This window comes from Rossellomorea vietnamensis (assembly GCF_025398035.1).
GTDB lineage: Bacteria > Bacillota > Bacilli > Bacillales > Bacillaceae_B > Rossellomorea > Rossellomorea vietnamensis_B.
In genome coordinates this window covers 1,328,196-1,347,678 of the sequence record NZ_CP104558.1, presented here as the reverse complement: position 1 = coordinate 1,347,678, position 19,483 = coordinate 1,328,196, and the positions used below count along the sequence as shown (strand labels likewise).

Here is a 19,483-nt window from a genome sequence, read left to right as displayed (position 1 = left end):
ACGTAAACGAATGAATGGGGGGGTGACTGACATGGTGTTATGGCACTTTGTTTACAGTCAGCCCCTTTCATGAAAATTCAAGCGGGGTGAAAAAATTGAGCATTTTAGAAACCAAGAACTTAAGTATCACATTCGGGGGCCATACAGCTGTGGACAATGTGACGTTTTCTGTACCGGATAAAGAATTCAAATCCATCATAGGGCCGAATGGTGCCGGCAAAACGACACTCTTCAATCTATTAAGCGGCCAATTAAAGCCATCGAGTGGAGATGTATATTTAAAAGGAAAGAAAATCACCAGGCTGTCCCCGACAAAACGTGCCCGACTAGGCATCGGCCGTTCCTTTCAAATGACGAATGTGTTTCCGAACTTAACGGTGTTGGAGAATGTGAGATTGGCCGTACAGTCCAAACAAGGAATCCGGTATGTGATGCACAGGAATATAAACGCATTCAGCGACGTGCTGAGTGAATCCCATGAATTACTGAAACTCGTCATGCTTTCGAATAAAGCCGACTCCCTTGCTGTAAATCTTGCACATGGGGAAAAAAGAAAACTTGAAATTGCCATGCTCCTTGCACTGGATACGGAAATCCTATTATTGGATGAACCGACGGCAGGGATGTCCCTGGAGGAAGTACCGCAGATTCTGGAAGTGATTCATGCCATTAAATCTCAAGGAACAAAAACGATTGTCCTCATAGAGCACAAAATGGATATGATCATGGATTTATCAGACAGCATCATGGTGTTATTCAATGGGCGATTGCTTGCCGATGATCATCCGAAAGAAATCATGAAAAATGAGCAGGTGCAATCAGCCTATTTAGGGGGACTATATGATGAGCACACTGCTTAAAGTGGATCATATTGAAACGTATATCGGGCAGTACCATATCCTCCAGGGAGTTTCGTTTGAAGTGAAGAAGGGAGAAGTAACGGTACTGCTTGGACGAAACGGTGCAGGGAAAACGACCAGTCTCAGGAGCATCATGGGACTTACACCGCCATCAAAAGGAAAAATCATTTATAAAGGCGAAGAAATCCATGGGCTCCCGACCTTTAAGGTGGCGGGTAGAGGCATCGGTTATGTACCTGAGGATCAAGGGATATTCGGAGAGCTGACAGTGGAAGAAAATATGAAGGTGGCGATGAAAGCCCAGGACCGGGAGACGGAGGACCGCATGAATTGGATCATTGATCTGTTTCCGGATTTAAAGAGGTTCTGGAAGAAAGCCGGAGGGAATTTAAGCGGCGGACAGAAGCAGATGCTTTCCATCGCAAGGGCGTACTTAAATAATAATGACCTCATTTTAATTGATGAACCGAGTAAGGGGCTCGCTCCGATCGTCGTAGAGAAAGTCATGCGTTCCATTGAAGAAATGAAGGAAAGAACGACCATCCTCCTTGTAGAGCAGAATTTTTTGATGGCGAGCGGGATTGGGGACCGTTTCTATATTATCGACGATGGAACCACTGTTCATCATGGCCAGATGGAGTCATTGGTGAAAGATGAAGAAATGAAGAGGAAATACTTAGGAATCGCGTGAGGAGTGAATAGGATGGACCTCATCATTACCCTGGCACTGAATGGATTAGCGACAGGGATGCTGATCTTTTTGCTGGCAGCAGGATTGACACTCATATTCGGGTTGATGGATGTATTGAATTTTGCCCACGGCGGATTGTTCGCGTGGGGTGCCTATAGCGGAGTTTGGATTTACACCGTGACAGGGAGCTTTGTGATCGGTATCATCGGAGCGGTTGCAACGGGATTGGTACTAGGTTTTGTGACGGAGAAATTCATCATACAGCCTGTGTATGGAAACCATGTGCAGCAGATCCTCATTACTCTGGGCTTCATGCTCGTCCTGTCTGAATTATTGAAAGTGGTATGGGGACCGAATCAGCTATCGGCCACAGCTCCTGACTATTTAGCTGGAAGCTTTTCGCTCGGGGATATTATCGTCATTAAATACCGTGTCTTCATTATCCTCATCGGCCTCTTCATTTTCACGATTGTGCAGCTGATTTTGAATAAAACGAGAATCGGTTTGATCGTCAGGGCAGGGGTCATGAATAAAGAAATGGTTGAAGCGTTCGGGATCAATATTAAGAGAGTGTTTATGTATGTATTCATGGCCGGGTCTGCACTTGCTGCCCTCGGCGGGGTTCTCCTTGCGCCCTATTCGGGTGTCATATATGCCGAAATGGGCATGGAATTCGCGATCCTTGCCTTCATCGTCGTGGTGATCGGGGGAATGGGGAGCTTTCCGGGTTCATTATTCGCAGCCATCTTAGTTGGATTGTCAGGCTCGTTCATGACCTATTATGTCCCGGAACTATCCCTCGCCGTCAATATGATCTTAATGGCTCTCGTACTCATATTCCGACCACAAGGGTTATTTACAGTAAAGGGGTGAGGAAGTGAAGATTCTCAAAGACAGATCGAACGCATTTTTAGGTATGGCATTAATCATCTTGATCGTTTACCCATTTTTTAACGATTCAAGAAGTATGATGATTCTTTTGACGCAGGTATTCATCTTTGGCATCTTCGCCATGAGTTACGATCTCCTGCTTGGCTATACAGGAATCGTCTCCTTTGGGCACGCCATGTTCTTCGGAATCGGCGCGTATTCCACAGGGATCTTTCTCGACCGGATGGAGCCGACCATGTTTTGGCTCGTAGTCTCTATCCTTACGGCGTCCGTCATTGCAGGAATCGTCAGCTATGTCGTTGGACTCCTGACGTTACGCCTTAAGAGTCATTTCTATGCCATGCTGACCCTGGCCTTCGCAGGTTTGTTCCTCGTCGGTGCGGAAAAGTGGAGAAGCCTGACCTTCGGGAATGACGGATTTACGTTCCGGACACCGGATGTATTGAAGGATCGTCTTGTCTTTTACTTCGTTTGTCTCGGTGTCATGGTCATCATTTTTCTGTTATTAAAAAGGTTCACCCACTCTCCGGCGGGCTCCGTTCTCCAGGCGATCCGTGAAAATGAGCAGAGAGCGGAATCGATCGGCTTCCAGGTTCTTCATTACAAGATTTTAGCCAGTGTGATAGCCGGGGTGGTAGCTTGCTTTGCGGGTTCTTTGTACAGCTTGTCCTTACGCTTCGTGAATACGAGCGTATTCACAATGGATGTGACCCTTGATGCATTATTGATGACCATCATCGGCGGGGTGGGGACTTTGATCGGACCGATGGTCGGTGCAGGGTTGATTGAATTTGCCCATCACTATCTGACTGAGCTCGCGAAAACGTATCCGATCTTTGAACGATGGATCATTTTCTTCGGTATCCTTTATATCCTGGCCGTGATGTTCTTCCCGGCCGGCATTGTGGGATCATTCAAGAAAATCAAGAAGAGAAAACGGACAAAAGAAAAAGACAGAGAAGAGAAAAACATCGCAAGCTAAAAGGGAGGATCTTCATGACAGTCGGTATGCTCAGTACAGGGATGTATTTGCCCTCATCCACTATGACAAGTAAAGAAATCGCAGAAAAAGCAGGACTTCCGATAGAGGTTGTAGAAAGCAAAATGGGGATTAAAAAGAAAACGGTTCCAAATCCTGAAGACCATACATGTGCCATGGGGATTCAGGCGGCAAGAGAAGCCATTTCAAAGGCCGCCATCGATGCCAAGGATATAGATGTAGTCATATACGTTGGGGAAGAGCATAAAGAGTATCCCCTCTGGACCGCGGGTATCAAGCTTCAGGAAGAAATCGGGGCGTACCATGCCTGGGCATTCGATGTTGCACTGAGATGCGGAACCACCATCATGGCCATGAAACTTGCAAAAAGCTTACTGGAAACGGACCCTGCCATTAGAACGGTCCTATTGGCAGGGGGCTACCGCAACAGCGACTTCATAGATTACGAGAATGACAGGACCCGCTTTATGTTCAACCTGGCAGCAGGAGGCGGGGCGATGATTCTACAAAAAAACCTGAAGAAAAACCGGGTATTGGAGACATCCATCATCACTGATGGCTCGTTTTCAGAAGACGTCATTGTCCCCGTGGGAGGAACGAAGGAGCCTTTGACAGGAGAGTCCCTCCACCGTTATAAGCTTGATGTGACCGATCCTGATGGAATGAAAAAAAGATTGGAACAGAAGTCCATGGATCACTTCCTAAAGGTCATACGTGAATCCGTATATAAGAGTGGTTACGAAGAAAAGGATATCTCTTATGTTGCGATGCTGCACATGAAGAGGTCCGCCCACCTCTATGTATTAAAGGAATTGGGGCTCACGGAAGAGCAATCCATCTATCTGGAGGAATACGGCCATATCGGGCAATTCGATCAAATTCTATCACTGCGATTGGCGGAAGAAAGAGGCAAGCTGAAGGATGGCGATGTGGTCGTCCTCGTCAGTGCAGGTATTGGATACGCATGGGGGGCGACCACCATCGTCTGGGGGAATTCTTAAAAGGGGGATCAGCGTTATGACAACGGTTGTATTAAAGAAAGTATTGCTTGGAAATGGAGAAACTCTCGCTTATCGGGAGCGAAGCGGGGGACATATTCCCCTCGTTCTCGTCCATGGGAATATGACGTCATCCAAACACTGGGATATCGTCCTGGAAAATATGGATGGGCGTTATAAGATTTATGCGGTTGATATGAGAGGATTTGGAGAATCCAGCTATCATCGGGAGATTGCAAGTATCAAAGATTTGTCTGATGATCTGAAGGATTGGGTGGACGTGCTTGGTCTCAACGGATTTTCAATGATGGGATGGTCCACAGGAGGGGCGGTCGCGATGCAATATGTCATTGATCATCCCGATGATTGCAAGAATCTAATCTTACTCGCGTCTGCATCTACCAGAGGTTATCCATTTATGGGGACGAAAGAAGATGGCACACCTGATTTGGGAAAACGCCTTCGTACGACGGAAGAAGTGAAATCGGACAAAGGAAAGACGATTCCCGTTCAAGCCGCATATGACGGAAATGACAGGGATTTCCTCCGTGGTCTTTGGAATGCCCTGATCTATTCCCATACCCAGCCTGAGGCAAGACGCTATGAAGAATACATCGATGATATGAGAACCCAGCGGAATCTCGCTCATATTTATCAAGCGCTTAATACGTTCAATATAAGTGGTGTATACAATGGTCTGGTGGAAGGAACGGGTAAGGCCGGCACGATCTCCATACCCGTTCTTGTTATCCGGGGAGAGCGGGATTATGTCATCACAAAGGAAATGACAGAGGAAATCATCGTGGATATAGGAGAAAACGCTATATTTGTCGAATTAAAGAATAGTGGGCATTCACCGCTCATAGACGATTTGGATCAATTGCTCGACACGATCCATTCGTTTTTGCATACGAAGGAGGAAATGGCATGAGGCTTCTCGGGAAAGTCGCAATCATCACTGGTGCAGCCAACGGGATCGGATTTGCTGCAGTTGAAACATTTGTAAACGAAGGATGTCATGTGGCCCTTGTGGACTTCAATCAGGAAAGCGGGGAAGAAAAAGCCCGCCAGCTGAACGAATTGGGGAAGGGAAAAGCCGTCTTCTTCCAAGGGGATGTGGCCGACCGCTCTTCGGTGGATTCATTCGTGCAAGGGGTAAAAGAGCAATTCGGAAAGATCAATATTTTAATCAATAACGCGGGAATCACGAGGGACGCTATGGTTCATAAGCTTTCATCAGAAGATTTCCAGAAGGTCCTGGATGTCAATTTAACAGGTGTATTCAACTGCACTCAGGCAGTCCTGCCGCATCTGATCGAAAATGGCAAAGGGAAAATCATCAATACGTCGTCTGTCAGCGGGGTTTACGGAAACGTCGGTCAGACCAACTATGCTGCAACGAAGGCAGCGGTCGTTGGGATGACGAAAACGTGGGCAAAGGAATTAGGCCGCAAAGGGATCAACGTCAATGCAGTCGCACCGGGCTTTACCGAGACGAACATGGTGGCGGCCGTGCCGGAAAAGGTCATCGATCAAATGAAAGCGATGATTCCACTTGGCAGATTGGGAAAGCCGGAAGATATCGCAAAGGCCTATTTGTACCTCGCATCAGACGATAGTGACTATGTGAATGGCACCGTCCTCCATGTTGATGGCGGAATCATGATGTAATCAGACACGAAAGGAAAGTGATAATATGAGAAACGTAGTAATCACCTCGGCTCTTCGTACGCCGGTTGGCGCATTTGGAGGAGCGTTCAAGGACCTCCTTCCGACGGACTTGATCGTACCTGTAATGAAAGAAGCGGCAAAGGAAAGCGGGTTATCGGCAAGTGACATTGATGAAGTGATCCTTGGGCATTGCATCCAACGGACCGATCAGCCGAATACGGCCAGAACGGCTTCCCTGCTTGCCGGTTTTGATGACACAACGACGGGCTTTACGATTCAACGTCAATGCGCAAGCGGCATGCAGGCCATCATATCGGCAGCCATGCAAATCCAAACGGGCTTATCCGATATCGTCATGGCTGGCGGAGTGGAAGCGATGAGCTCGAGCCCCTATATATTAAAGCAGCACCGCTTCGGTCAAAGACTCCAACACGGTGAAATCCGTGATTCGGTGTGGGAGGTGCTTGAAGATCCCATTCACGGAATCATGATGGGGGAAACCGCTGAAAACCTTGCGGAGATCCATTCCATTTCCCGCGAAGAGAAGGATCAATATGCTGTGATGAGCCATGAGCGGGCAGTGAACGCAATCGAAAAGGGGTACTTCGATAGGCAGATCGTTCCGATTACGGTGAAGGAGCGAAGAGGGGAGAAGGTCATTGAAAAAGATGAAAGTCCCCGTGCAGGACTGGAACTCGGTAAACTCGAGAAATTGAAGCCGGCGTTCCGTGAAGGGGGATCTGTTACAGCAGGGAACTCGTCCAGCCTGAATGATGGTGGTGCGGCTTTAATCTTAATGAGTGAAGAAGAAGCCGTCAGGAGAGGATTACAGCCACTTGGAAGAATCGTCGGTTATTCAGTAGCGGGAGTCGATCCCAAAGTGATGGGAATCGGTCCGGTACCTGCCATTCAAAAAGGATTACATACAACAAAAAACTGGTCCCTGGATGAAGTCGATCTATTCGAAATCAACGAGGCGTTTGCTGCTCAGTATTTAGCGGTGGAGAAAGAACTTGGACTGGACCGGGAAAAGGTGAATGTGAACGGAAGCGGGATCAGCATCGGTCATCCCGTCGGTTGTACAGGCGCGCGACTAGTCGTGTCCTTGCTTCATGAAATGAAGCGCCGTGAATTGAAAAAAGGAATTGCGTCATTATGCGTGGGCGGAGGCATGGGTGCTTCGGTTTTCGTGGAAGGAATGTAGCAGGGAAAGAGCCGGTCCATGAGTGGGCCGGCTCTTTTTACGTTGCTGAAATGTAACAAAATCACCAGCTGAACCTTGTGAAATTTGACTCATTTTCCCTTTTTTACATAAAATTTACCCTATAATGACAATCGATATTGTACGCTAAATGTGTAATGCATTCAAAGGAGGCGAAGCAATTTGAAGTCTATACACAAAAAAGTCATCGGTATTTTTGCCATTGTATTTATTTTTACAATTGCGTGCAGTCAGGTATCCCCCAGTCAAATGAGTGCTGCAGGAAATGGGACGTGGAATTCCCCTTATACGGTGGACCAGGCCGTCTCAAATCAAAATGGATCCACACAGTCCGTAGAAGGATATGTGGTCGGACAGCCGACTTCAGAATCATCGGTTGTCACAAATCAATTTCCGAACGATTATGCATTGGCATTAGCGGATTCCCCGTCAGAAGCCAATACAGATCAGATGGTGTATATTCAGATACCATCTTCTTATCGTTCAAGCTTCGGCCTTCAAAGTAACCCGGGACTGATGGGTGAGAAAATCAAGGTAACGGGCAGCTTGACAGCCTATTTTTCCCACCCGGGAGTGAAGTCGACATCGGCGTTTGAATCGTTGGAAGGCGGGGAAACCGATCCGACCGATCCTCCAACGGAACCGACCGACCCACCGGCTTATGAAGAGTATTACAATACAGCAGAAGGGAAAACGGGTGATGCCCTGAAAACCGCACTACATAACATCATCGATGATCATCAAACCCTTTCATACGATGCGGTATGGGGAGCTTTGCGAAATACGGATGAAGACCCGAACAATCCTAATAATGTCATTCTCCTTTACTCAGGACGTTCACAATCGAAAACGACAAACGGTGGCGGAGTGAACGATTGGAACCGGGAGCACGTATGGGCTAAATCCCATGGTGATTTCGGAACGGCACAGGGGCCAGGGACGGACCTTCATCATTTAAGACCGACGGATGTTACGGTCAACTCTACAAGAGGCAACCTTGACTTCGATAATGGTGGGAACGAGCAGAGTGAAGCCCCGGGAAACTACTATGATAGCGATTCATGGGAGCCTCGTGATGAAGTGAAAGGCGACGTGGCACGTATGATTTTCTACATGGATGTCCGCTATGAAGGGGACAGCGGTGAAGTGGACTTGGAAATGAACAATAACGTCAACAACGGAAGTGCCCCTTATATGGGCAAAATGTCTGTACTCCTTGAATGGAACGAAGAAGATCCCGTTGATGAAAGGGAAATCCGCAGAAATAACATTATCTATGAACAATATCAAGGAAATCGAAATCCATTCATCGATCACCCCGAGTGGGCAGAAATGATCTGGTAAAAGAGTTTGGGCCCGGAGTCTTCCGGGTCTTTTTTTCGTTGAAGGAGGCACGGCCTGTAACTCATTTGTAACCTCTGATCCTTATGATGAATACAACCACCAAAAGGAGGAGATGAGTATGGAAAGAGTCACAGATTGGTTGCATAAGCGATCAATGATCTCTCCTGATCGAATTGCGTTACTGGATGCTGCCACGAACGAGAGGATTGATTACCGCACTTTAGATGAACGGGCGTCTAAGTGGGCTCAATATATGTGTCATCACGGGATCACAAAAGGGGACCGTGTGGTGTTCATTTCTACGAATCATACGGTCTGCTTCGAGATTTTGTTTGCTTGTGGAAAGATAGGGGCTGTGTTTGTTCCGCTCAATTGGAGGTTAGCGCCATCTGAGATTGAATCGATTGCAAAGAATTGTACCCCCAGTCTTCTTTTTTATAAAAAAGAACTTCAATTCCTCGTTACGTCAATTTCTAAATGCTGCCCACAATTCTGTATAGAGGATGCTGCAGGGAAAGTTTACTCAGTGGAAAAAGGTATGTCATATTCCCCCATTCTCTCACTCTCTGATCCCTGGCTGATGATTTATACAGGGGGTACGACTGGGAGTCCAAAGGGTGTCGTCCTTTCACACAAATCTGTGACGTCAAATGCCCTGAATACAGTGGTGAGCTGGAATTTAATCCAGGAAGATTGCACCGTGACGTATTTGCCTACTTTTCATACGGGAGGATTAAATGCTTTATCGATCCCCCTATTAATGATAGGGGGGAAGGTCGTCCTCGCTGAGAGGTTCGATCCGGAACAGGCGATACGGGCTTTAAATGAATATGAGTGCAGCATTGTTCTCCTTGTACCGACCATGTATCATTTGCTGATGGAAAAGGACGAATTCAAGTCTACCCCTTTCCCGAAGATGAAGGTGTTTTTATCCGGCGGAGCCCCTTGTCCGGGGAAAGTATACGAATTTTTTAAAGAAAAAGAGATTCCTTTTAAGGAAGGGTATGGTCTGACAGAAGCGGGGCCAAATAATTTCTACATTGACCCTTCCCGTATGAAAAAGGGTTCGGTCGGGAAAGCGATGATGTTGAACCGGGTGAAGGTCATCGATGACGAGGGGAACCCTGTCGGCCGCGGGGAAGTCGGGGAACTTTTATTAGGTGGAGATCATTTATTCAAAGAATATTGGCAGAATCCTGAACAAACACAACAGGTGATACAAGACGGCTGGCTTCATACGGGGGACCTGGCGAAATTCGATGAGGATGAAGATTACTACATTGTCGGCCGGAAAAAAGACATGATCATTTCAGGCGGTGAGAATATTTACCCTCAGGAGCTCGAGCACTGGATAAGCGAGCACCCTGCAGTTTCTGAGTGTGCGGTGATCGGTTTGCCCCATGAAAAATGGGGGGAAGTCGTCACGTCCTTCATTTCGTTACAAAAAGGTGCTGGTATATCAACGGAGGATGTGAAGGCATTTTGCCTGCAGAAGTTCGGCAAGTATAAGATCCCCAAGGACTATCACTTTGTGAAAGAATTACCGAAAACAGATGTGGGCAAAGTCAATAAACAGGCATTGACAAAGCTTTTACAGGGGCAATAAAGGAAAAATAACGGAACATCTCGAAATACATATATCGAGGTGAAAAGGATGAAACGGTTATTATCCAGTACAAGAATATACCTATCAGGATTTCAGGAAGAAGACGTTTCGGCAATAAGGGAATGGAATCAAAATGAAGATGTGCAAAGACTATTGGATGCCCTCCCCCATAAACCGAAATCAGAAGAGGAAATCAAGAAATGGATGGGCGATTCCGGTGACAATGCCTATCGTTTTGCCGTCCGTCTGAAGGATGACGGCAGGATCATCGGATTTGTTGAGTTGGACGGAATTCTGTGGACACATCGAGTGGGATGGGTCTCGATTTCCATCGGTGACGAGCAGTCATGGGGAAATGGATACGGCAGGGAAGCCATGCAGTGTCTCCTGGCCTATGGGTTTCATGAGTTGAATTTACACCGTCTTCAGTTAACGGTATTTTCGTATAATGAGAGAGCGATCCGTTTATATGAATCACTGGGGTTCACGAAAGAAGGAAGCTTCCGACAGTTCCTGCAGAGGGACGGGAAACGATATGACATGATCCTGTATGGGTTATTGGTGGATGAATGGAAAGGAGGATGAGGGTGTCCTTCTTTTTTTTGTGGGGAGAGGTGTGGCGCTAATCCCCAGTCCCCCATCTCTTCCGCCCCGCATATAACAAGCCCCCCATCCAAGCATGAAATAAAAAGCATCCCACTAACAGAAACAGCGATTGTACATAGGTAAGATGCATGATGACCAACGGTGCCACGCTGGTCCCTCCTAATAATAGAAAGGAGTAGAGGCTGAGTGCCTGGCTTCGTCCCTTTCCGCTCATATTTCCGATCAGGGTGATGACGGTCGGGATCAATAAGGAGGTCGCCGAGACAAAAAGAATGGAAGAAAGAATGATGATGAAGGGTTCGTGATCATATGCAAACATGAAAGCAGCCCCCACACTTATCAGCGATAAAGCGACTCCGATAAACAGAGTTTTGTAGATTCCGAGTGCCTCCATAAGACGGCCGGTGAAAAGGGATAAACCGGCTCCGATCAGTCCTACTGACCTGGTGAGGAAAAGCAGGCCGGGATCGTCTGACATGTAGCGGGTCAAGCTGTCATAATAGGCGATGAATGTAGCGAGAAGGGTGAAGACGATTCCGTAACAGTAAAGGAGTTCTTTTCTCTTAAGCAGCTTTACGATGGTGGCGAGTTGTTGTGAGGGTGAAACAGATACAACGTTTGTTGATGGAAGCGTCTGGTTTCCGATTAAGAAAAGGGAAGCGTACACCACCGCGAAAAAGAAGAACACTGCAGACCAGCCGGAGAAGCGTGTGATTCCTTCGCTGAGCAACTGACCGAGGATACCGGCAAAGAGAAATCCTGAATTGATGAAGGCCAGAAGCAGGGTCCGATGCTTTCCTGAAAACAAATCATACGTATAGGCAAACGCGACAGGTGCAAAGCTCCCCAGACAAAATCCCTGTACTCCCCTCGTGATTAATAAACTCCAAAAGTCTGCAGATAGTCCAACGAGTCCTGAAGAAACGGCAGATGCAAGCATCCCCCAGACGAGGATCTTTTTTTTGCCGAAGTGGTCTGCGGCATTGGCAAAGGTTAATAATCCGCATGCGTAGAGAAAGATAAATGAAGTTCCGGCCATGACGACTTCACTTTGGGGAATGGAAAGAGTGGCAGAGATGCTTCCATAAATGGGGATGAAGGTGTAAATATTACAAGCGACCATTACGGCCATCACAACCAGGACAGCAGCAATTCTGTTGAAATTTGGATTCATGATGATATCACCTACCTATCTTTACTGTATGCGGATGTTCCAAATATTTTCAATCAAAATTGAGACGGGAAAGATTCGTAGTTGTGTACTATAATGAACCTATACAAAAATTCATAAACCCTCTTGGGTAGAATAGATAGAATATAAGAAAAGGAGTGAGAGGATGTCTGTACGTTTTATTCTCGGACGCTCCGGTACGGGGAAAACCCATCGCATATTGGATGAGATGAAGAAGAGTTTGTTGGAAGCCCCGAATGGAGATCCAATCATCTATATCGTACCGGATCAAATGTCCTTTATATCTGAATACGAGCTCGTAAACACGCCGGGATTGAATGGTATGATCCGCGGACAGGTGTTCAGCTTCACCCGCCTTGCGTGGAAGATCCTCCAGGAGACAGGTGGAATGAGCCGTTATCACCTATCTGATGTCGGTTTGAATATGATGATCCGGAAGATCATAGACGAAAACAAGGAGAATCTCCATATTTTCACCAAGGCATCGGACAAGCCGGGATTCATTCATCATGTGGAAGCGATTGTCAAGGAGTTCAAGCGCTACTGCATAACGCCCGCGGACCTGCTGGAATTCAAGGGAGAAAGTGATCGCTCCAAGGTATTGAAGGATAAGCTTCATGACCTTGAACTGATTTATGAAAATTTTGAGGAAAAGCTTTTTGGAAAGTACATTGATTCGGAAGATTATTTTCAACTGCTGGCTGATCATGTGAAAAACTCCGACCTCCTGAAAAAGGCAGAGATCTACATAGACGGCTTTCATAGTTTCACTCCACAGGAATACCTCATAATCGATCAGCTCATACAACATACCAAAAAAGTGACGGTTGCCCTTACAACGGATCCTGAGCAGCCAATCGACGCCATGAACGAGTTGAGCCTGTATCGGATGACAAACGAAACCTATCATACCCTTCAGGATATATGCAGGGTGTCAGGGGTATCGGTGAATGAAGAGGTACTCACTAAACCGATTCGCTACCAGAGTGAAACGATGCTTCATTTAGAGCGTCATTTTGAAGAGCGTCCAACGATTCCCTATGAGGGGGGAAAGGACACCATTGAATTCCTCGAAGCGTCCAACCGTCGGGCTGAGGTAGAAGGAATCGCCAGGGAGATCAGAAAGCTTGCCCGGGAAGAAGGATACCGCTACAAGGATATCGCCGTATTGGTTCGGAACAGCCAGGATTATCGTGATAAGGTCGAAACGATTTTCCAGGATTATGCGATCCCCTTTTTCCTTGATCAGAAGCGGACGATGCTGAACCATCCTCTCATCGAACTCATTCGCTCCACACTTGAGATCATGAACACGAACTGGAGGTACGAGCCGGTCTTCCGGGCAGTGAAAACAGACCTTTTATTTCCATATCAGAAGAACCCAACCGATTTGCGTGAAAAGATGGACCGGCTGGAGAACTATGTGCTCGCTTATGGAATAAAGGGAGACCGGTGGACGAAAAAAGACCGCTGGAAATACCGTCGCTTCAGGGGTCTCGAACATGTGGATGCACCTCAGACCGACCGGGAGAGGGAGCTTGAGCACGAGATCAATGAATTGCGGTTATTTATCTCGGCTCCGATCATCCGTCTGGGAAAACGATTAAAGAAGCGCGCCACGGGACGGGAATACTGTGAGGCCCTTTATCTTTATCTTGAAGAGTTGGATATACCGGCAAAGCTTGAACGGATGCGCATCGAAGCAGAGGAAAAAGGAAATTTGATCGCAGCAAGGGAACATGACCAGGCGTGGTCGGCGGTGATGGATCTCCTTGATCAATATGTAGAGATGCTTGGTGATGAAGATACGACCATGAAGAAATTCTCATCCATCCTTGATGCAGGGATTGAAACGATGGAATTCTCATTGGTCCCCCCTGCCATTGATCAGGTCATTATTGCAGATCTCGAGAAATCCAGACTTGGCGATATCAAAGCCGCGTTCATCATTGGAGTGAATGACGGGGTTCTCCCTGCGAAAATGAATGAAGAAGGGGTCCTGTCCGATGAAGATCGTGAGTCATTGATCACAAGGGGATTCAAGATCGCCCCGAGTAACAGGACGAAGCTGTTGGATGAAGAGTTTGTGGCGTATAAAGCGTTCACGACTCCGGCCGAACGCCTTTTCATCAGCTATCCCATCGCAAATGAAGAAGGAAAGGCGCTCTTGCCTTCCTCATTCATTAAGAGATTGAATGAAATGTTCCCGGATGCACACACAAAGCTTCTCATCAATGAACCGTCGGAACTATCTGAAGAAGATCAGCTTCATTACGTCTGTCATCCAAATGTGACGATTTCCCATCTGACGTCGCAGCTTCAGTTAAAGAAGAGGGAGTATCCGATCCATGACTTCTGGTGGGATGTGTATAATTTTTATACTGAGTCCAATGAATGGAAATGGCATTCCGGGCATATCCTGTCGAGCCTTTTTTATGAAAATCGCGGAAATCAACTGTCAGAAGATACGAGCAAAGATTTGTACGGGGACCATATCCTTGCCAGTGTTTCCCGGATGGAGCTCTTTCACAGCTGCCCATTCTCACATTTTGCGAGTCATGGACTGAAGCTCAGGGAACGGGATTTCTTCAAATTAGAGGCACCGGATATCGGTGAAATGTTCCACTCGGCTTTAAAATGGATCTCAGAAGAAGTGGAGCGACATGGTCTGACATGGGCATCACTCTCGAAATCCCAGTGTTTGCAGTTGGCGAAAGAAGCGGTCCTGATGCTTGCACCAAAGCTGCAGCATCAGATCCTATTAAGCTCGAACCGGCACTATTATATCGCTCAGAAGCTTGAGCAAATCATAGGCAGGGCAAGCCTCATCCTAAGTGAACATGCGAAGGCCAGCGGGTTTGTACCTGTAGGGGTGGAACTTGGATTCGGTCCCCAGGCGACTCTTCCGCCGTTCCAGTTCCAATTGAGAAATGGGACGAAGATGGAGCTGCAGGGAAGGATTGACCGGGTGGATAAAGCGGAGGATGCAAACGGGGTGTATCTCAGAATCGTCGATTACAAATCGAGCGCCAGGGATTTGGATATGACGGAAGTCTATTACGGTTTGGCCCTGCAAATGCTGACGTATTTGGACATTGTGTTAACCAATTCAAAACAGTTCGTCGGAAAGGAAGCGAAGCCTGCCGGTGTCCTCTATTTCCACGTTCACAACCCGATGATCAACAGCAAGAAGATCCTGACAATGGATCAAATCGAGAACGAAATTTTCAAGAGCTTTAAGATGAAGGGCCTCGTCCTTGGGGATTCCGACATTGTCAGATTAATGGACCAGACGCTCGATACGGGGAACTCTGATATCATTTCAGCAGGGATCAAGAAGGACGGTACGTTATCTTCCCGTTCGAAGGCGGCCTCAGGTGAAGACTTTCATTATATGCGACAACATGTCAGAAAGCTCTATGAAGCCTCCGGGAACCGGATCATTTCAGGAGAGACGGATATAGCTCCTTATAAGCTGAAGGACCGGACCCCGTGTCAATTTTGTTCGTACCGTTCCGTCTGTCAATTTGATCAGTCGTTGGAGGAAAACGAGTACAGAGTGCTGCCGACAGCGAAACCGGAAGATTTATTACGGAAAGTGAGAGAGGAGGCAGAATCCAATGAATAATGGCAGTATTCCAGTCAAGCCGGATCATGTTACATGGACGGATGATCAGTGGAAGGCGATCTGGGCAAAAGGGCAGGACATCCTTGTCGCTGCAGCGGCAGGGTCGGGTAAGACAGCTGTCCTGGTAGAGAGGATCATTCAGAAGATCCTCTCAGAAGAAGACAGGATGGACGTGGATGAGTTATTGGTTGTTACCTTTACCAATGCTTCAGCGGCTGAAATGAGACATCGGATCGGCGTGGCGCTGGAGAAGGCAATCGATGAGGACCCCCATTCCCGCCATTTAAGGAAGCAGCTCAGTTTACTGAACCGGGCGTCCATTTCGACCCTACACTCCTTTTGTCTCGAAGTGATACGAAAATATTATTATCTCATTGATATCGATCCTGGATTCAGGATCGCAGATGAGACCGAAGGAGACCTGCTTCGGGATGAGGTCCTTGATGATCTTTTTGAAGAGGAATACGGCAAGGAAGATAATCAGGACTTCTTTAAGCTCGTCGATACATTTACAAACGACCGAAGTGACGGTGCCCTGCAGGATATGATCAGGAAGCTGTATGATTTTTCCCGCTCCCACCCGAACCCCGATGAGTGGTTGAGAAGACTCGAGGTTCTATATGAGGTGGAAGAAGGGAAGGAAATCGATCAACTCTCCTTTATTGAGCCTCTTCTGACAGATATCCGATTACAGCTTCATGGTGCAAAAAGCTTATTTCAGCGGGCTCTGGAACTCACCCGTGTGCCGGGGGGACCTGGTCCGAGAGCGGAGAATTTCTTAAGCGATATCGAGATCGTCGAGAGCCTGGAGGAAAGTCTCGCAACTTCCTGGAACACTTTATATGAAACGATACAAACCCTGCCCTTTACGAAGCTGAAAGCATGCAGGGGGGACGATTATGATAAAGAAATAGTGGATGAAGCGAAGAAACTCCGGGATCAAGGAAAGAAGACACTGGAAAAGATTCAGGAGGATTTCTTTTCAAGAAGACCCGGTTCATTCCTTGAAGATATGCGGAAGATGAAGGGCGTGATCCACACCCTGGCGGAAGTGGTGATCGAATTCGGTACCCGTTTCAGGCTAGTGAAGGAAGAAAAGGGACTCGTCGATTTTGCCGATTTGGAACATTTTTGTCTCGATATATTAAGGGACCCTTCATCTGAAGCATTGGTTCCTTCAGAAGCAGCAAATCTTTACAAAAATAAGTTCAAAGAAGTACTGGTGGATGAATACCAGGATACGAATATGGTTCAGGAATCCATCCTCCTCCTCATTACCGAGGAACGTGAAGAAATTGGAAACCGGTTCATGGTGGGGGATGTAAAGCAATCCATTTACCGATTCAGATTAGCGGAACCGAATCTGTTTTTAGGAAAGTATACCCGTTTTCTTCCCGAGAGAGGGGAAGCCGGATTGAAGATCGATCTTTCCCAAAACTTCCGAAGCCGGAAAGAAGTGCTGGAAGGGACGAACTTCTTATTTAAACAGATCATGGGCCCATCGGTCGGTGAAATGGAATACAACAGGGAAGCCGAACTTGTAAAAGGTGCCCCTTATCCGGAGGAAACGGAGTATCCGATTGAAGTGGCCATCATCGATCAGGAAACAGAGGAACCTTCTGCCAGTGGTGATGAAGAGGGGCTGTCCATCTTTGATGAAGGGGATATCGAGAAATCGGTCCTCGAAGCCCGTTATATGGCAAACAAAGTGAAAAAAATGATCGAAGAGCGGACACCGGTCTATGATACCAAAACGAAAACCGAGCGTCCGATACAGTACCGTGACGTCGTGATCCTGCTTCGTTCCATGCCTTGGGCGGCAGAAATCATGGAAGAATTCAAACGCCAGGGAATACCGATTTATGCAAATTTATCTACAGGATATTTCGAGGCGACCGAGATTGCCATTATGCTTTCCCTGCTGAAAGTGATCGATAATCCGTACCAGGATATCCCCCTTGCGTCTGTACTAAGATCTCCGATTGTCGGACTCGATGAGCAGGGTCTTGCCAGTATACGGGTCCACTCCAGGGCAGGGACGTATTACGAAGCGTTGAAGACATTTGCCAGTGAAAAGCCGGGCAATCCCCGTGAAGAAGAAACATTCGAAAAGGTCAAAGTGTTCCTTTATCACCTCGGGAACTGGCGGACGAAGGCAAGGCAGGGCTCGGTGACAGAATTGATCTGGCAATTGTACCGGGATACCCGATTCTATGATTATGTAGGAGGGATGGCCGGCGGGAAGCAGCGACAGGCTAATCTCAGGGCACTCTATGACCGTGCCCGGCAGTACGAAGAAACTTCCTTCAGGGGATTATTCCGATTCCTGCGATTCATTGACAGGATGAGGGAACGGGGAGATGATCTCGGAGTGGCGAGAGCCCTGAGTGAACAGGAAGATGTGGTACGGTTAATGACGATCCATTCCAGTAAAGGCCTTGAGTTCCCCGTCGTATTTGTCGCCGGGACCTCTAAACAATTTAACCTGATGGATCTGAATGCAGCATACTTATTGGATAAAGACCTTGGATTGGCCGTGAAATATACCGATGCAGCTAAACGGATCAGCTACCCGTCCCTTCCCCAATTGGCGTTCAAGCGGAAGAAGCGGATGGAGGCGATTTCGGAGGAGATGCGGGTGCTGTATGTGGCATTGACCCGGGCCAAGGAGAAATTATATCTGGTCGGTACCGTGAAAAGCCTGGAGAAATCGCTGGAGAAATGGCGGGGGGCTTTAAGTCAGACCGATTGGTTATTATCTGATTATGACCGGGCAGGGGCTAGTTCTTATCTTGATTGGATAGGTCCCTCCCTCATGCGTCATCCTCAGTGTGGGGAGCTTGGCGCGTCAGGAGTCGGCTTGATGAATGAAGAGATTCTTAATCACCCTTCCTGCTTTCATATCACGAAAATTCATAAATCCGAGTTGGTGGCGGATGAGGATGAAGAAATGAAAGAAGAAAAAACGTGGCAGGAGAAAGTGAAGAATGGCGAAGTGGTGGATATTGTGTCACCCCGTCACGAAGAGGTATTAGAACGCCTATCGTGGGAGTACCCTCATATACGTGCTACAAACCTTCGTTCAAAGCAATCAGTTTCAGAGCTGAAACGGATGGTTGAAATAAGGGACGAAGCCTCAAGTAATGATATCCTGAGGCAGCACCATAAACCTGTGTATAATCGACCTCAGTTCATGCAATCGAAGGAACTGTCCCCTGCTGAGAAGGGAACAGCCATGCATACTGTCATGCAGCATATTTCTTTTGACGATGGGGTGCCGACAGAGGAAAAGGTTGAAGATCTTTTATCAAGGCTCGTTCAGAAAGAAATCCTGACAGAAGAACAGAAACTGGCGGTGTCAGTCGAACACATCGCAGGCTTCTTCCAGAGTGGAATCGGTCAGAGGATGGCAAATGCCCTGGATGTCCAGCGGGAAATCCCATTCAGTATGAGCGTTCCCCTTAGTGAAATATCGGAAACGGGTGAAGAAGCACCTGAAGAAACCATCCTTGTTCAAGGGGTCATCGACTGTGTATTCAGGGATGAGTCGGGGATCGTCCTGTTGGATTACAAAACAGACGGCATCCATGACCGTTATCAGGGCGGATTCACTGAAGCGAGGCCAGTCCTTGAAGAGAGGTATAAAGTGCAAATCGAATTATACACCCGGGCACTGGAATCCATATGGAAGGAACCGGTAGCAGAAAAGTATCTGTATTTCTTCGATGGAGGACATGTGTTGGAGTTATAAAAGGAAACACTTCGGAGCATTAG

14 protein-coding genes are annotated in these 19,483 nt (G+C 47.3%); 13 read left to right on the top strand and 1 reads right to left on the bottom strand.

All coding sequences use genetic code 11. The features are described from left to right. Window positions 1–95: 95 nt before the first annotated feature. The 11 genes from N5C46_RS06920 to N5C46_RS06870 all read left to right on the top strand — a co-directional run bounded on the left by N5C46_RS06920 (window position 96) and on the right by N5C46_RS06870 (window position 10,868). Entirely contained in the window at window positions 96–860 is a 765-nt protein-coding gene (locus N5C46_RS06920; RefSeq protein WP_261751446.1) for an ABC transporter ATP-binding protein, read from the top strand. Further along, entirely contained in the window at window positions 844–1,551 is a 708-nt protein-coding gene (locus N5C46_RS06915; RefSeq protein ID WP_261751445.1) for an ABC transporter ATP-binding protein, read from the top strand. The genes N5C46_RS06920 and N5C46_RS06915 overlap by 17 nt, the downstream gene beginning before the upstream one ends. Window positions 1,552–1,563: 12 nt before the next feature. Beyond that, entirely contained in the window at window positions 1,564–2,424 is an 861-nt protein-coding gene (locus tag N5C46_RS06910; RefSeq protein ID WP_261751444.1) for a branched-chain amino acid ABC transporter permease, read from the top strand. Between the two features lie 43 nt (window positions 2,425–2,467). Continuing rightward, window positions 2,468–3,424: a branched-chain amino acid ABC transporter permease gene (locus N5C46_RS06905; protein WP_261752295.1), complete on the top strand. Its 957-nt coding sequence runs from the start codon at window positions 2,468–2,470 to the stop codon at window positions 3,422–3,424. Between the two features lie 14 nt (window positions 3,425–3,438). Then, window positions 3,439–4,443, top strand: coding sequence for a 3-oxoacyl-ACP synthase (locus tag N5C46_RS06900; RefSeq protein ID WP_261751443.1), 1,005 nt, complete (start codon window positions 3,439–3,441; stop codon window positions 4,441–4,443). A 16-nt stretch (window positions 4,444–4,459) separates the two neighbouring features. Then, a complete protein-coding gene (locus N5C46_RS06895) occupies window positions 4,460–5,371 on the top strand; it encodes an intracellular short-chain-length polyhydroxyalkanoate depolymerase (protein ID WP_261751442.1) in 912 nt (303 codons plus the stop codon). After that, window positions 5,368–6,111, top strand: coding sequence for a 3-oxoacyl-ACP reductase FabG (fabG, locus tag N5C46_RS06890; protein ID WP_261751441.1), 744 nt, complete (start codon window positions 5,368–5,370; stop codon window positions 6,109–6,111). Before N5C46_RS06895 ends, fabG begins: the two co-directional genes overlap by 4 nt. Window positions 6,112–6,136: 25 nt before the next feature. Further along, window positions 6,137–7,315 carry a thiolase family protein gene (locus N5C46_RS06885; protein WP_261751440.1) on the top strand — a complete coding sequence of 393 codons (1,179 nt, stop codon included), beginning with the start codon at window positions 6,137–6,139 and terminating at the stop codon, window positions 7,313–7,315. Window positions 7,316–7,582: 267 nt separating this feature from the next. Next, entirely contained in the window at window positions 7,583–8,677 is a 1,095-nt protein-coding gene (locus N5C46_RS06880) for an endonuclease (protein ID WP_261752294.1), read from the top strand. Window positions 8,678–8,795: 118 nt separating this feature from the next. Then, a complete protein-coding gene (locus tag N5C46_RS06875) occupies window positions 8,796–10,283 on the top strand; it encodes a class I adenylate-forming enzyme family protein (RefSeq protein WP_336275545.1) in 1,488 nt (495 codons plus the stop codon). A 48-nt stretch (window positions 10,284–10,331) separates the two neighbouring features. Then, complete coding sequence (locus tag N5C46_RS06870; protein ID WP_261751438.1) at window positions 10,332–10,868, top strand: GNAT family N-acetyltransferase; 537 nt, start codon at window positions 10,332–10,334, stop codon at window positions 10,866–10,868. 37 nt (window positions 10,869–10,905) lie between these two features. On the opposite strand, the gene N5C46_RS06865 is transcribed toward N5C46_RS06870, so the two are convergent. Further along, a complete protein-coding gene (locus N5C46_RS06865) occupies window positions 10,906–12,063 on the bottom strand; it encodes an MFS transporter (RefSeq protein ID WP_261751437.1) in 1,158 nt (385 codons plus the stop codon). Between the two features lie 163 nt (window positions 12,064–12,226). Here N5C46_RS06865 and addB point away from each other — a divergent pair, with 163 nt between their 5' ends. Next, window positions 12,227–15,709 carry a helicase-exonuclease AddAB subunit AddB gene (addB, locus tag N5C46_RS06860; RefSeq protein WP_261751436.1) on the top strand — a complete coding sequence of 1,161 codons (3,483 nt, stop codon included), beginning with the start codon at window positions 12,227–12,229 and terminating at the stop codon, window positions 15,707–15,709. Further along, window positions 15,702–19,460 (top strand): helicase-exonuclease AddAB subunit AddA, encoded by a 3,759-nt coding sequence (gene addA / locus N5C46_RS06855; RefSeq protein WP_261751435.1) that lies wholly within the window; start codon window positions 15,702–15,704, stop codon window positions 19,458–19,460. The genes addB and addA overlap by 8 nt, the downstream gene beginning before the upstream one ends. Window positions 19,461–19,483: the final 23 nt, after the last annotated feature.

Coding starts and splice junctions, on each gene's coding strand:
- N5C46_RS06880 (WP_261752294.1), top strand. CDS start 7,583: ATGAGTGCTGCAGGAAATGGGACGTGGAATTCCCCTTATACGGTGGAC.
- fabG (WP_261751441.1), top strand. CDS start 5,368: ATGAGGCTTCTCGGGAAAGTCGCAATCATCACTGGTGCAGCCAACGGG.
- N5C46_RS06865 (WP_261751437.1), bottom strand. CDS start 12,063: ATGAATCCAAATTTCAACAGAATTGCTGCTGTCCTGGTTGTGATGGCC.
- N5C46_RS06875 (WP_336275545.1), top strand. CDS start 8,796: ATGGAAAGAGTCACAGATTGGTTGCATAAGCGATCAATGATCTCTCCT.
- N5C46_RS06910 (WP_261751444.1), top strand. CDS start 1,564: ATGGACCTCATCATTACCCTGGCACTGAATGGATTAGCGACAGGGATG.
- addA (WP_261751435.1), top strand. CDS start 15,702: ATGAATAATGGCAGTATTCCAGTCAAGCCGGATCATGTTACATGGACG.
- N5C46_RS06895 (WP_261751442.1), top strand. CDS start 4,460: ATGACAACGGTTGTATTAAAGAAAGTATTGCTTGGAAATGGAGAAACT.
- N5C46_RS06870 (WP_261751438.1), top strand. CDS start 10,332: ATGAAACGGTTATTATCCAGTACAAGAATATACCTATCAGGATTTCAG.
- N5C46_RS06900 (WP_261751443.1), top strand. CDS start 3,439: ATGACAGTCGGTATGCTCAGTACAGGGATGTATTTGCCCTCATCCACT.
- N5C46_RS06915 (WP_261751445.1), top strand. CDS start 844: ATGAGCACACTGCTTAAAGTGGATCATATTGAAACGTATATCGGGCAG.
- N5C46_RS06905 (WP_261752295.1), top strand. CDS start 2,468: ATGGCATTAATCATCTTGATCGTTTACCCATTTTTTAACGATTCAAGA.
- addB (WP_261751436.1), top strand. CDS start 12,227: ATGTCTGTACGTTTTATTCTCGGACGCTCCGGTACGGGGAAAACCCAT.
- N5C46_RS06885 (WP_261751440.1), top strand. CDS start 6,137: ATGAGAAACGTAGTAATCACCTCGGCTCTTCGTACGCCGGTTGGCGCA.